The following is a 12980-nucleotide window of genomic DNA, read 5'->3' as shown; positions in this document are numbered from 1 at the left end:
GCTTTTAGAGAATGATCTATGAATTACATCATGCCACCCATTCCGCCAGGACCGGCAGCAGGAGCAGGATTATCTTCAGGCTTGTCAGCTACTACGCATTCAGTAGTCAGCAACAGACCCGCTACCGAAGCAGCGTTTTCCAGAGCCAGACGCGTTACTTTCGTCGGGTCAATGATACCAGCTGCGATCATGTTTTCGTAACGGTCTTCGCGAGCGTTGTATCCATAGTCACCCGTACCTTGTTTCACGGCATTGATTACTACAGAAGCTTCGCCACCAGCGTTAGCTACGATCGTACGCAGGGGAGCTTCGATGGCCTGACGAATGATGTTCACACCCGTCGTCTGGTCGTCGTTGTCACCTTTGAAGCCTTCGAGAGCGGCAACGGCACGGATCAGGGCTACGCCACCACCGGCTACGATACCTTCTTCAACGGCCGCACGAGTCGCGTGCAGAGCATCGTCAACGCGGTCTTTCTTCTCCTTCATTTCAACTTCGGTAGCCGCACCGATGTAGAGAATCGCTACACCACCTGACAATTTCGCCAGACGTTCCTGCAATTTCTCACGGTCGTAATCCGAAGTCGTATTTTCGATCTGCGTTTTGATTTGGTTTACGCGGCCCGTAATGTCCTCTTTCGCACCTACGCCGTTTACAATCGTCGTATTGTCTTTGTCAATCAGGACTTTCTCAGCTTGACCCAGGTATTCAATCGAAGCATTTTCGAGTTTGAAACCACGCTCTTCGCTGATTACCGTACCACCCGTCAGGATCGCGATGTCTTCCAGCATAGCTTTCCGACGATCACCGAAACCAGGAGCTTTTACGGCAGCCACTTTCAAGGCACCACGGATTTTGTTTACCACCAGCGTAGCCAGAGCTTCACCGTCTACGTCTTCCGCAATGATGATCAAGGGACGACCGGTTTGAGCTACTTGCTCCAGCACGGGCAGCAGTTCTTTCATCGAAGAAACTTTCTTCTCAGAAATCAGCAGGAAGGGACGATCCAGATCGGCTTCCATTTTGTCCGGGTTGGTCACGAAGTAAGGAGACAGGTAACCGCGGTCAAACTGCATACCTTCTACCGTTTTTACTTCGGTTTCAGTACCGCGAGCTTCTTCAACCGTGATCACACCTTCTTTGCCTACTTTATCCATGGCGTCGGCGATCATCGTACCGATTTCGTGGTCATTGTTAGCAGAGATGGTAGCCACCTGAGCGATTTCTTTGGAAGTGCTGATGGCACGTGATTGTGACTTCAGGTTTTCAACGATCTTACCTACGGCCTTATCGATACCGCGTTTCAGATCCATCGGATTTGCACCTGCTGCTACGTTTTTCACACCGATCGAGTAGATCGCCTGTGTCAGAACCGTAGCCGTCGTGGTACCATCACCTGCCTGATCAGCCGTTTTGGAAGCTACTTCTTTCACGAGTTGAGCACCCATGTTTTCCAGAGCATCTTTCAACTCGATTTCTTTAGCTACCGTTACACCATCTTTGGTGATGGCCGGAGAGCCAAATTTTTTATCGATGATCACGTTACGACCTTTAGGGCCGAGGGTTACTTTAACCGCATCTGCCAAAGCGTCAACGCCACGCTTCAGGCGATCACGAGCTTCGGTGTCAAAAAAGAGTTCTTTTGCCATAGCTAAAAGACTTTATAATGTGTTGAAGTGTGAATCAAGGTTCACGTTGGGATGTAAAAGGAAATTAAGCAACAACCGCTGCTTCAGTAAGTACCGCCAGGATGTCTGATTCCCGCATGATGAGGTAATCTTTTCCGTCGGAAGAGATCTCCGTACCTGAGTATTTACCGTATAGTACGGTATCGCCTTCTTTAACCGTCAGGGGTTCATCTTTTTTGCCTGGGCCAACAGCCACTACTACTCCGCGTTGAGGTTTTTCTTTGGCGGTATCGGGAATGATAATTCCGAACGCAGTCTTTTCTTCTGCGGGAGCCGGTTCTACCAGAACGCGGTCTGCCAAAGGTTTGACGTTTACTGACATGTTAGTGATGAGATAGATTTGTTAACGTTTTCGATTAACCATCTGGTTAGGTAGCCTGACTACGATTCCTGTGCCAGCCCAATTTGTCTGTCAATTTTACCGAACTTGCTGACAATTGCTGCAAAAAGCCTGGCAAACCAAATGAATGACTTTTACTTTAGGAAATTACTGTTAAAATATTTGGCGATTTATTGGAAAAGAATAGATTCGGGGATTAAAATATAAACCAGGAGGGTATGAAAAAGTTGCAAAAAACCTGGATTACCGACGGATTACTGGATTTTGAGTACAAAAAATACCAGTTATTGGCCTACCTGAAACATGTCAATGAACATTTTCAGGAAAAAAAACTCTTCCCTGAACTGTCAGATTTACAGCTTCATTACCAGGAAAGTCTGGCGTTACAGCAACAGCAAAGCCAGTGGTCAGACCGTATTCGCCGCAAATTAGTCGGCATTGACCGCGAAAAATGGCAACTCAAGTACACCAGTGAATTCGAAGCCTTACAACCGCTGGAGGAAGTAGATGAAATTTTAAGCTACGCCATACCCCGGCTCGAACATACGCTGAGTACTGGGAAAACGCTCTTTCAGCACGTCACCCAGGCCCTGTCTATCGCTCCGATTGGCATTATGCCACTTTTCCGAAAAGAAGGCTATTTGTTTATGTATGAGAACATCAACCGTGAGCTACGGATTTATCAGTACAAAGTGCAGTTGTTCGAAAGTACAGCCCCGCCGAGCCGACGGGTCGAAACTCACCTGATCGATTCGCGTAACAAGAGTTACACCACGACGTTCGAAAGTATCAAGATGGAACTGGTTCGAAAGAATAAGGATCTGCCCAATCCGGCCTCGTATCTGGTAGAAAGTACCCTGGGCTATCCCATGGACGAAACGTTGCTTCCCATAGCCCGGCAAAAAGTGGCTCAGGCCGTAGAAGATTGATTCGATCAAATCCAGGTCCGGCTTAGGTCATACGCTGTAAAAATGAAAAACCCTCCGAGCGAAAGTTCGGAGGGTTTTTCTATACCTGAATTTCTTATTTCTGAGGCTGTGCCGGTTGAGCGGGAGCCGGTTGTGCAGGAGTCGTAGGAGCGGGCGTTGCCGGACGCGGAGCAGGAACCGTTACCGCTGGAGCTGCCGTACCTAAACCATCATCCATTCCATCACCGGCAGTCTGACCCGTCAGGAAGAATACAGAAACCAGAGCAAATACGGCAATGGCTCCGCCAAAACCCCAGGTGAGTTGTTCGAGCAGATCACCCGTTTTTTTCACGCCAAAGAGTTGTTGGGAACCGGCTCCGGTAAACTGTGAAAGTCCACCGCCTTTAGGGTTTTGAATCAATACCACCAGGACTAATAAGGCAGCCACAATGATGGAGAGGATAATTAACGTAGTAAACATTGGGTTCTTTTATAAAAAGGAGAAATGGTGTGCACGTTTAAAACAAGGAAAGTCGACTTCTCAGTTCCTCGATTTTGATTGCAAAGTACGCCTTTTTTTCTGGAAACTTCAACTGTAGCTTTTCGTAGATTTCAATGGCCTTCTCCGTTTTTCCCTGCCGGGCCAGTACTTTGGCATACGCTTCCGTTAAAGGCGTGCTGCTGGAGACTTGTTGTTTATAAGCCAGATCCACGGGTTCTTCGTCGCTTGGACCGGGTTTAGCCCGGAATGGACCGATCCGGGGTTCGGCTTGAATGAAGCGATCAATGATAGCTAACTGATCGTACGCGGGCGTTTCAAACTTCTCTTTTTCAGCTTTTTCTTCCGATTTTTTGAGCAGTACTTCCGAATAATCCAGGCCTCGTAGGGCGTGTACCGGATTGATGGTTTCGAAAACCGGAACGGGCTGCGTTGTGATTTCCTCTACTTCCCGGGGATGGCGACGCGTAAACGGTAGGCGTTGTTCTTCGGTGGGAGTAGTTGCTGCCGGAAATTCTCCTCCAATGAATTTACGCAGGGCGTTGCGGCTCAGCGAATAGGCAGCCGCTTTGCGTAAAGCCGCTGGGGCATCCGTATGATCGGCCTGATCGGTATAACCTTTTGCCAGCAGTACGTGCCCGGTTTGACAAAAAGGGTAATGTTCTACCAATTCTTTGAGATAAGCCACATCATCCGATGAAAGATCGGTTGGATTGGTAACAAGATAAGAAAAAATATCGCGTTGCATAAGGTGCCCAGTGGAGGAGGTCCGTCTAGCCAAAATGGCCAGGGGAAACTTTAAAATGTAGATTCTAAGATACAGAATTTCCTGCTCCGGAATCAATAGTTCCTGCTTTTCACTGGTAAGAGATGTCTAAAGTAATCGTTGAATAAAACCGCAGCAGGTTCTTACAAATGAATCCCTTGAGTAGGGAAGGGTTCGTAGAAATTTTCTTGGGTTTTTTAGAAAAATATTACCAGTCGCCCGCTGTTTTGTTAAAAATGTCCAGAATGATCTGCTCCAGAATGGGCGGAATGAGCTGTCCTTCGACCTGATTCAGGGTTTGGGTTTGCGGGAAATCCCGGAAAAATGAGAAGGGTTGTTCAAAACTCGCCGATTCATCTTTGGTATTCACAAACCGAACCGTAACGGTGATGGTTAGTCGGTTCAAACCCGCCTTATCCTGAGCCGTAGGAGCCTGCGGCGTCACGTCGTAACCCGTAATGGCTCCTTCGATTAACAAGTCACCATCGCCGCCCGGTTTAAGTTGTAGACGGGTATTTCGCTGGAAATACTCTTTAAGCTGTTCGGTAAAGGTGTTGGGCAGGGTAGCCGGTCCACCCGCCGCATTCATGACGAAGTTGTTAATCGTAATGGTCTTTAGATCCGCTGACAATTTCCCGCCCGGCGAAAAGGAATAGGGACCGCAACCGTTCAACAGAACGCCCGGTAGCAGAATCAGGAGCAGTAATAAGGTGCGGCGTAGGGTTTTGTTGCCGGGGAAAGGACTACTCTTCGTCAATCTCATACTGTTTGATTTTCCGGTACAGCGTCCGTTCGGAGATGCCGAGGGCCTGAGCCGCATTTTTACGTTTATTGCCGTTCTTACGCAGGGCTTTGATAATCATCTCTTTCTCTTTCTTTTCGAGCGAAAGCGATTCATCTTCCGACTCGTCCGTCACATCCACAAAGCTGGAATCGTTGGACGGATCCAGCGAAAAGACATTGGGTGTTGCGGGCGGCGTAGCCGTAGTCGAAACGGGCAGATACCGGGTCGGCGTATGATTTTCACTAAAATTAACGGGTTCGTCGGTCACGCCCTGAAACAGATTGGCGTGTTGCCGCAGAATTTCACCGTCGCCCGCACCATTCTGAGCCATTTCCACGAACAGCTTTTTCAGTTCCGTTACGTCGCGTTTGAGATCGAAGAGTACTTTGTAGAGTAACTCCCGTTCGTTGAAATCCTGGCTCTGGCCGTCCCGGAATACGTCCGGTAGGGACGAACGCTGGGCATCCGGAATGTACTTGAGTAACGAACGACCATTGATGGTACGTTCTTCTTCCAAGATAGAAACCTGTTCAGCCAGATTTTTCAGCTGACGAATATTTCCCGGAAAACGGTAACTCAGCAGTACCTCCCGGGCATCTTCAGTGAGCTGTACGGGGCGGATGCGTTGGCGTTCGCTGAAATCCGCCGTAAATTTCCGAAAGAGCATGAGTACGTCATCGCCCCGGTCCCGCAGAGGTGGTACGAAAATGGGCACCGTATTCAGACGGTAGTACAAATCTTCCCGGAAGCGGCCTTTCTCCACCGCCTGCATCAGATTAACGTTGGTGGCGGCTACGACCCGAACATCGGTCTTCATGATTTTGGAAGAACCGACGCGTATAAATTCCTTGTTTTCGAGTACCCGTAAGAGCCGGGCCTGCGTACCCAACGGCATTTCAGCGATTTCATCGAGAAAAATGGTACCGCCGTCCGTCACTTCAAAATATCCCTTCCGAGCATCGACGGCTCCGGTAAAGGCTCCTTTCTCGTGCCCGAACAACTCGGAATCAATGGTTCCCTCGGGAATGGCTCCGCAGTTGATGGCAATAAACTGCCCGTGCTTACGGGTCGATAATTGATGGATAATCTTGGAAAACGACTCTTTCCCGCTTCCGCTTTCTCCGGTAATGAGTACCGTCAGATCGGTAGGAGCGACCTGGGCTGCGATCTGGATGGCGTAATTCAGTGCTGATGAATTACCAATGATGCCAAACCGCGATTTTATGGATTGTATTTCCTGAGGTGACATGTGTGTAATGGATAGAGCTTAGAGAATGGACAAATGGGAAAAAAGAGTATTGCCTAACGAATGCCAGGCCATACTCTTTTTCGGGGATCTATGCTCTAAAGAACGGGTTCGCCCAGCAAGGTTGCCGCCGTACAATCCGTAACCAATACATTCACGTACTGACCTTTGGTGAAGTTATGTTTGGGGAACACAACGACCTTATTCTGGTCGTTACGGCCCTGCAGATGCTCGGCAGAACGTTTGGACGTTCCTTCCACGAGTACCTTGTGTACTTTACCAATGGCCTGCTGATTACGTTCGAGGCTGTGCTGTTGTTGTAAGGCAATGATTTCGTTGAGGCGACGCTTTTTCACGTCCTCCGGAATGTCATCGACGAACTTCTTAGCCGCTGGCGTACCCGGACGCTCGGAGTAGGCAAACATGTACCCGTAGTCGTACTTGACGTAGTCCATGAGCGTAAGCGTATCGCGGTGTTCTTCCTCCGTTTCCGTACAGAACCCAGCGATCATATCCTGCGAAATGCCGCAGTCATTGCCCAGAATCCGACGAATGGCGTCTACCCGGTTCACGTACCACTCCCGGTCGTAGGTCCGGTTCATGATTTTCAGTACGCGGGAATTGCCGCTTTGGGCCGGCAGGTGAATGTAGTTGCAGACGTTGTCGTACTTCTTCATGGTGTAGAGTACTTCGTCCGTAATATCCTTGGGGTGGGAGGTGCTGAAGCGTACCCGCAACTCCGGACTCACCAGGGCCACTCTTTCCAGCAATCCGGCAAAGTTTACCTGCTCGGTACCGTCTTCCGAAGCCCATTTGTAGCTATCCACGTTCTGGCCCAGCAGCGTCACTTCCCGGTAACCCTGTGCAAACAAATCCTGAGCTTCCTGTACGACGGAATACGCATCCCGCGAACGTTCGCGACCGCGTGTGAAGGGTACTACGCAGAAGCTGCACATGTTGTCGCAACCCCGCATAATGCTGATAAAGGCCGTTACGCCGTTGGAGTTCAGGCGTACCGGAGCAATATCGGCGTAGGTTTCTTCCTTGGAAAGAAAAACGTTTACGGCTTTCTGGCCCGTTTCTACTTCGTCGAGCAAGCGGGGCAGGTCACGGTACGCATCGGGGCCTACCACCATGTCAACCACTTTTTCTTCTTCCAGTAACTTCGCTTTGAGGCGTTCGGCCATGCAGCCCAGTACGCCAATCATGGTGTCGGGTTTGCGGCGTTTCAGGCTGGTGAAGGTGCTTAAACGATTCCGTACTTTCTGCTCGGCGTTGTCGCGAATGGCACAGGTGTTGAGTAGTACCAGATCGGCCTCGTCAATGCTGGAAGTGGTGGCAAAGCCTTTTTCCCGCATGATGGAAGCTACGATTTCGCTGTCGGAGAAGTTCATCTGACAGCCGTAGCTTTCGATGTATAATTTCTTTTTACCAAGAGCATTTTGTTCATCCTCGAGTAAACGGGGAAGGTCAATGCCTTGCTTATCTTCAGGAGTCAGGATTTCTAAGGTCTTCATGGGTGCTCGGAGCGTTGAGCCTCAGGCTTTCCGCTTACATATCTAAATGTTCGTTGAATTCAGAAGTACAAAGGTATAAAAAAGCTGACAGATTGTCAGTAAAGAATGGGTTTTGAAAAGCTGGATTTTGTGTTGAAAGGGAGTGACAGGAGTTGAGAGGCTCTCTGATTTGCTAGTCCCATACTTGATGGGTAAATCAGGAAAATGAATGAAAGTTCCCAATTTTGATAACCTTTCGTTCGTACGCTGATAGTTATACTGAAACCTTTACTGATCAATCATTGCCCATGCCTACCCCAACAACCCTCGACCTGGTTACTGATTTTTGTTTGCAAAAACTCGATTTTTCGAATCCTAAACTAGACCCTGAATATTATTACGCTCATCTTCCGCTTTGTGTGGTAGACAGTGTGTTTTCCATGGGCGTGAAGTACGAATCCGTCCGAAACGTCGTCCGGCGAATGGAGCCTCTGGTCGGTCATACCCTTTTTCGGGACCATGGTTCTTTACCTATTGATCCGGCACAACAGATTTCAGTAGCGGCTTTTCTGGAAAAAGTTGAGCATGAATCGCCCGAAAAACTGGCTCTGGAAGTCTACCGGAATAAACAGCGAACCTCTACACTAAACGGAATTCTGAAAGCGGAAGCCGTCAGTCGATTTTTACGGGTACTAGCCGATTTTGATGTGCAGTACTTTCAGGATGTACCTCGCCTCATCACGGATACGAATTTCGAACAAAAGATCAAGCGTATTCCCGGACAGGCCAGTGGTATTTGCTTGAGCTACTTCTTCATGCTGGCGGGAAACGATCAGCTTATCAAGCCCGATCGGATGGTGAGGGATTTCCTGAAAGCGATTACTGGAAGTACGGTAACCCTTGAAGAAGCACAAGTGCTCTTGGCGGAAGTATCGAGCCAACTCGTTTTGAAAGGATACGAAATGAATCCCAGGTTACTGGACAATTTAATCTGGAACTACCAGCGTAAACTACCCAAAAGGCTCTCTGGTACCAGGATGAACAGTGTACTTTAGTAGGTTGTTTCTAGTTTATACGCAGAAATTTTGAAGTACTTTTACTGTACTCTGTCTCCACCTCACCATCGTATACGCTATCTATGCTCCACCTGCTCTGGAATCTTCTCAACCTGGCTATACTGCTTTATTTTCTCTATTTGTGTTTGAAAGCTACGCAGTTACTCCGGCAAAATCTGGGCTGGTGGGCGGCGGCTATTTTTGTCGTTGGCATCTTTTCGTCCGCTGGGAAGTCTGTTACACAACAGGCGGATGAAGTTCAGAAACACGGGTTAGTATCCCGAAATAGGGTAGCAGAGCAGGCTATACGTCGAATTCAGGTCAAGTTGCAAAAAGAACTACTGTCCAGCTACAATCTGTATCTACTGTACGGACCGGCTAAAGATTCCAGTAATGTCGTCGTCATAGATGCTTATTCAACCATGAATGGCCTTATGGGTGGTGTGGTCTGGAAACCAAAGTTTATAGCCGTGAATCCCGCTGGAAACACATTAAAATATAATGTGACGGGAATACTGGAATGGCGGCTTTTAGGGATGACGTTGTACAGCGAGTTTAAACAGCATCAGGGAAACGTTCCGCTAAATGAAAGCCTTAAAACGGATACCCAATTCCAAACCGTAGTTCCGGACGATACCGATTGTCCAGTGTTGAATTGAACATATCGCCTACTACCCATTGACCCAAACCACCATCGGCACGCGGGCGGGCGGGTTCGTAAAGCTTGATACCCCAGTCGGCTCGTAAGATGAAGAACGACTTATCGAAACGCAGGCCAAAACCCGCATTGAGAGCCGTCTGACTGAGAAAGCTACCCGGCTTAAATTGCGACTCGGTCTGATTCGTTCGCAGTAACCATACGTTTCCGGCATCCACGAATAAGGCTCCATTGAAATCGCCAAAAAGCTTAAACAGGGGGAACCGCCATTCGGCATTGAGTTCGAGTTGAACATCACCAGGGCGTTCGAATTTGTAACTCGGAACGACCACTCCTGACTTGAGTGTATCAAAACTGGCCGCCTGGGCTCCTAGCCCTAACTTACGCGGATTCCAGCCCCGCATCGAGTTGGCTCCCCCGGCAAAAAAGGCCTTTTCGTAGGGCAAAATTCCCCCATTCTTGGAGTACTCCCAACCAATGCCTCCAAACGCCCGGAAGACGAGCATGGACCGCCCCCGGCGGCGTAAGGGAACATAAACCCGGTAATCAACACTGGTTTTCAGGAATTTATAATAGCGGAGATCCTCGTTGTCGGTCAGCTGATCCTGCCTGCTACGCGAGAGTAAGTTCAGGGTTGTACCACCCGATTCAGCGAAAATGCGTAAGTACTTCGTCCGACGGAAGGTGTTTAAGTTCAGGTTGTTATCGTTATACACGTACGAGCCGCTGATGCTGGAAACAAACGACCGATTGAAGGTAAAAATCAGGTTATTACCGGCGAGTTGCTGCTGCTGCAAAAATTGCTGAAAAGCGTCGGATTGACGACTGGTATTGATCAGGTTAATGTCCAGCGGACTGAAGTAAAACGTTTCCTTGGACGAAATTTGCCAGGAATAATTCATCGCCAGTTTAAAGCCCGTACGCCGAAAATCTTTCCGGTCGCTGAACGAATAACCAATCCCGACCTGGGTACGCGGGGCACTGTTGCTGTAGCGAACTTTCATTGCCGCCGGAATCAGTAATTGCGGAAAAATCAGTGAAGTATTCAGACCCGCTTCAAAGTTTTGATCCTTGAAGGCCAGATTCTGCGAGCTTTGGGTAAAACCGGGCTGACCATCGTAACCCGCCTTTCCGGCAATTTCCAGCGTTTCCAGTCCCTGAAAGAAATTCCGGATGCGTAAGGCTCCATTCAAAAAAGGACCGGGCAAACCCTGGTACACGTTCATGCCCACCTCCGACGTAAGCTCATACCGTTGCAGCGGCTGGGCGTATACCAGTGCATTCAACCGGTGATTACTGGCCGTATCGTAGGTTATGTTCGGGAATTTGAATTGATCAAGCGTCCCCAGCATCCGTAGCGTCTCGTTGTGAAACGTCTGGTTATAGGTAGCTCCGGGACGTACCTTCAGCTTGGCATCGAGTAGTCGGGTCGAATATTTCTTCCCCACGAAAATGTACCGAATGCCATTGTAAACGGTCGAGTCCAGGTGCGAGGAAGGTTCGGAAGGATCGCGACCATCAACCACAAACGTGACCGAATTAATCTGGTAGTAGGGGTAGCGAAACGGCACCGAATCGATCACCATCGTGACATTCATATGGTGCTTCAGGGGCTCGGCCAGTGAAGTGTCGTAGGTGCCGGTAAACGAAATATTCTCCTTCGAGAAGCCGTAGTACCCCCGGTCTCGCAACAAGGCTTCCACCCGTTCGCGTTCGGCACTGAAATTACGCTCGTCGACCCGGTTTCCTTTTCGCAGAAAGCGAATGCCCCGGGCATTTTGGAGAATGCTGTCAATGCGGGGATCAACGGTGACCAGCCGGATGGAATCCAGTACGTAAGGTTTCCCCTGCTGTACTTCGTAGAGCACTTTTACCCGACGAAATTTGACCGTATCAAGCTTGTACCGCACGGAATCATCAAACATACCCCGGTTGGTACGCAGAAAGGCCTGGAGGTTCTGGGCGTTCTGACGGGCGTCTTCTTCGGTGATGATGGCGGGCGGTTCGCCCACAACCCGCATCCACCAGTGGCCCTGTTCAATCGCCAGGCGATTATGGTCAATCTTGCGGTCGAGCCGCTCAATCCGACGCAGATTTTTGCGGGATTGTGTCGAATCCGGAGCATTCCGAATCTGTTCGATACGGGCCTGATATTCCCGGATTTCCCGTTCGAAACGGGGCTTTTTGTACTTTAGAAAATCGGGGCGGGCAATCTGATACACCCACAGAAAAGGCGTAATGGGCTGCGTAATCAGAACCCGGTTCGATTCCTGGGGTAAAAGGGCTTCGAGCTCTTCGTTCGGAATTTCCTTGTTACCTTTGATGGTCTGTTTGGCTAAAAGATACTCGCCTCGCCGTAGTTCGGTATTACGGGTGCAGGCAGCTAGAAAACCAAGAAAAGCCATTCCTATCACCAGCAGATGACTGTATTTCTTCCTCGTTGGGAATGGCATAAGTATACGGGACAATGATCTCACAAAAGTGGCAAAAACAAATACGCCTGCTTCAGCAGAAAAAGCACCGGCAGGAATCGGGAGCATTTCTGGTAGAAGGCGGCAAGAGTGTCCGCGAGTTACTGACCGCTGATTTTAGACTTCAGGCTCTGTTTGTAACGGATACATTTTACAAAGAAAACCAAAAGCTACTCGACGAGCAACCCTTCCGGCCTGAATTGGTGACGGAAGATGAACTCGAAAAGGTTGGAACCCTGCAATCCAACAATGCCGCCCTGGCCATTGCAGAAACGAAAGAAAACCTTCCGCTGCGGGTACGGGGCCAGGAATTTGCTCTGGTACTCGATGATATACGCGATCCGGGTAACCTCGGAACCATCATTCGGATTGCCGATTGGTACGGAATAAAAAAGATTATCTGCTCGACTTCCTGCGTGGATGTGTACAATCCGAAGGTGATTGCAGCCAGTATGGGTTCCTTTACGCGTGTACAAACGTATTATGTCCCGCTGCAGGAATTTTTCGAACAGGAGAAAACCCAGACGGTTTACGGTACCTTCCTCGACGGGGAATCCATTCACGGCTTAAGCTTTAGTGAATCGGGATACATCGTGATTGGCAACGAAGCCAACGGCATTCGTCCGGAAAACGAAGGCTTCATTCAGAAACGCATCACCATTCCCCGGTTCGGCGAAGCCGAATCACTGAACGCAGGCATTGCTACGGCGATTGTGCTGGATAATTTGCGACGGTGAAGTCGTTCATGTATGTTGCCTTGAATAGACCGAGTTTGGTGCCACAAGTAACCTGGTTAATGGCTTATTTCTATTTCGTGCTGGAGAAAGTTTGTTCTTATCAAGCTTCGTTATTCACCTAGACTGAGATTGTTCCCGCAGGCAAAGCCGACTAGTAGCCCCTGAGCCTCTCCACGCCTAACGACAGCCTACACTAGGCCACCGCATCGCGGCTGTCGTAGGCCGTTCCGTTGCTCAGGGGCGGGAGAGGTTTTCATCTTCTGATTAAAGTTGATAGTTGTTAAAAGTTGCAGATTTCTGCATGGACAACATAAATACAGGCCCCGTCCTAT

General features: G+C 49.2%; 12 protein-coding genes. 4 read left to right on the top strand and 8 right to left on the bottom strand.

Annotated features, from left to right (window positions below; genetic code table 11):
* Positions 1-23: 23 nt before the first annotated feature.
* Together groL and groES are read right to left on the bottom strand one after the other, a co-directional pair.
* Positions 24-1649, bottom strand: coding sequence for a chaperonin GroEL (gene groL / locus BWI97_RS14615; RefSeq protein ID WP_094813466.1), 1626 nt, complete (start codon positions 1647-1649; stop codon positions 24-26).
* A 64-nt stretch (positions 1650-1713) separates the two neighbouring features.
* Positions 1714-2010: a co-chaperone GroES gene (gene groES, locus BWI97_RS14610; protein ID WP_094813464.1), complete on the bottom strand. Its 297-nt coding sequence runs from the start codon at positions 2008-2010 to the stop codon at positions 1714-1716.
* A 236-nt stretch (positions 2011-2246) separates the two neighbouring features.
* Here groES and BWI97_RS14605 point away from each other — a divergent pair, with 236 nt between their 5' ends.
* A complete protein-coding gene (locus tag BWI97_RS14605) occupies positions 2247-2957 on the top strand; it encodes a hypothetical protein (protein ID WP_102201517.1) in 711 nt (236 codons plus the stop codon).
* Between the two features lie 94 nt (positions 2958-3051).
* Here BWI97_RS14605 and secG read toward each other — a convergent pair whose 3' ends face one another.
* The 5 genes from secG to miaB all read right to left on the bottom strand — a co-directional run bounded on the left by secG (position 3052) and on the right by miaB (position 7748).
* Positions 3052-3417, bottom strand: coding sequence for a preprotein translocase subunit SecG (secG, locus tag BWI97_RS14600; RefSeq protein WP_102201516.1), 366 nt, complete (start codon positions 3415-3417; stop codon positions 3052-3054).
* A 37-nt stretch (positions 3418-3454) separates the two neighbouring features.
* Positions 3455-4183, bottom strand: coding sequence for a hypothetical protein (locus BWI97_RS14595; protein ID WP_141217502.1), 729 nt, complete (start codon positions 4181-4183; stop codon positions 3455-3457).
* A 226-nt stretch (positions 4184-4409) separates the two neighbouring features.
* Positions 4410-4964 (bottom strand): LptE family protein, encoded by a 555-nt coding sequence (lptE, locus tag BWI97_RS14590; RefSeq protein ID WP_102201515.1) that lies wholly within the window; start codon positions 4962-4964, stop codon positions 4410-4412.
* The gene (locus tag BWI97_RS14585) at positions 4945-6234 is read right to left on the bottom strand and encodes a sigma-54-dependent Fis family transcriptional regulator (protein WP_102201514.1); all 1290 of its coding nucleotides are present in this window, start codon (positions 6232-6234) and stop codon (positions 4945-4947) included. The genes lptE and BWI97_RS14585 overlap by 20 nt, the downstream gene beginning before the upstream one ends.
* A 95-nt stretch (positions 6235-6329) precedes the next feature.
* Positions 6330-7748: a tRNA (N6-isopentenyl adenosine(37)-C2)-methylthiotransferase MiaB gene (miaB, locus tag BWI97_RS14580; protein ID WP_102201513.1), complete on the bottom strand. Its 1419-nt coding sequence runs from the start codon at positions 7746-7748 to the stop codon at positions 6330-6332.
* A 287-nt stretch (positions 7749-8035) separates the two neighbouring features.
* On the opposite strand from miaB, the gene BWI97_RS14575 reads away from it, so the two are divergent.
* Together BWI97_RS14575 and BWI97_RS27420 are read left to right on the top strand one after the other, a co-directional pair.
* Entirely contained in the window at positions 8036-8782 is a 747-nt protein-coding gene (locus tag BWI97_RS14575; RefSeq protein WP_199182012.1) for a hypothetical protein, read from the top strand.
* 83 nt (positions 8783-8865) lie between these two features.
* Complete coding sequence (locus BWI97_RS27420) at positions 8866-9441, top strand: hypothetical protein (protein WP_146010948.1); 576 nt, start codon at positions 8866-8868, stop codon at positions 9439-9441.
* Here the strand turns inward: BWI97_RS27420 and BWI97_RS14570 are convergent.
* Positions 9377-11845 carry a BamA/TamA family outer membrane protein gene (locus tag BWI97_RS14570; RefSeq protein ID WP_158242766.1) on the bottom strand — a complete coding sequence of 823 codons (2469 nt, stop codon included), beginning with the start codon at positions 11843-11845 and terminating at the stop codon, positions 9377-9379. The two genes, BWI97_RS27420 and BWI97_RS14570, sit on opposite strands and share 65 nt — an antisense overlap.
* A 62-nt stretch (positions 11846-11907) precedes the next feature.
* Here BWI97_RS14570 and BWI97_RS14565 point away from each other — a divergent pair, with 62 nt between their 5' ends.
* Positions 11908-12648, top strand: coding sequence for an RNA methyltransferase (locus tag BWI97_RS14565; RefSeq protein WP_102201577.1), 741 nt, complete (start codon positions 11908-11910; stop codon positions 12646-12648).
* The last annotated feature ends 332 nt before the right edge of the window (positions 12649-12980 follow it).

The organism is Siphonobacter sp. BAB-5405 (assembly GCF_002872335.1).
Lineage (GTDB): Bacteria > Bacteroidota > Bacteroidia > Cytophagales > Spirosomataceae > Siphonobacter.
This window is presented reverse-complemented; position numbering and strand designations above follow the sequence as displayed.

Excerpts from the sequence above, each read along its gene's own strand:
- BWI97_RS14585 (WP_102201514.1), bottom strand. The coding sequence starts at position 6,234 with ATGTCACCTCAGGAAATACAATCCATAAAATCGCGGTTTGGCATCATT.
- BWI97_RS14575 (WP_199182012.1), top strand. The coding sequence starts at position 8,036 with ATGCCTACCCCAACAACCCTCGACCTGGTTACTGATTTTTGTTTGCAA.
- lptE (WP_102201515.1), bottom strand. The coding sequence starts at position 4,964 with ATGAGATTGACGAAGAGTAGTCCTTTCCCCGGCAACAAAACCCTACGC.
- miaB (WP_102201513.1), bottom strand. The coding sequence starts at position 7,748 with ATGAAGACCTTAGAAATCCTGACTCCTGAAGATAAGCAAGGCATTGAC.
- BWI97_RS27420 (WP_146010948.1), top strand. The coding sequence starts at position 8,866 with ATGCTCCACCTGCTCTGGAATCTTCTCAACCTGGCTATACTGCTTTAT.
- BWI97_RS14595 (WP_141217502.1), bottom strand. The coding sequence starts at position 4,183 with ATGCAACGCGATATTTTTTCTTATCTTGTTACCAATCCAACCGATCTT.
- secG (WP_102201516.1), bottom strand. The coding sequence starts at position 3,417 with ATGTTTACTACGTTAATTATCCTCTCCATCATTGTGGCTGCCTTATTA.
- groL (WP_094813466.1), bottom strand. The coding sequence starts at position 1,649 with ATGGCAAAAGAACTCTTTTTTGACACCGAAGCTCGTGATCGCCTGAAG.
- groES (WP_094813464.1), bottom strand. The coding sequence starts at position 2,010 with ATGTCAGTAAACGTCAAACCTTTGGCAGACCGCGTTCTGGTAGAACCG.
- BWI97_RS14565 (WP_102201577.1), top strand. The coding sequence starts at position 11,908 with ATGATCTCACAAAAGTGGCAAAAACAAATACGCCTGCTTCAGCAGAAA.
- BWI97_RS14605 (WP_102201517.1), top strand. The coding sequence starts at position 2,247 with ATGAAAAAGTTGCAAAAAACCTGGATTACCGACGGATTACTGGATTTT.
- BWI97_RS14570 (WP_158242766.1), bottom strand. The coding sequence starts at position 11,845 with ATGGCTTTTCTTGGTTTTCTAGCTGCCTGCACCCGTAATACCGAACTA.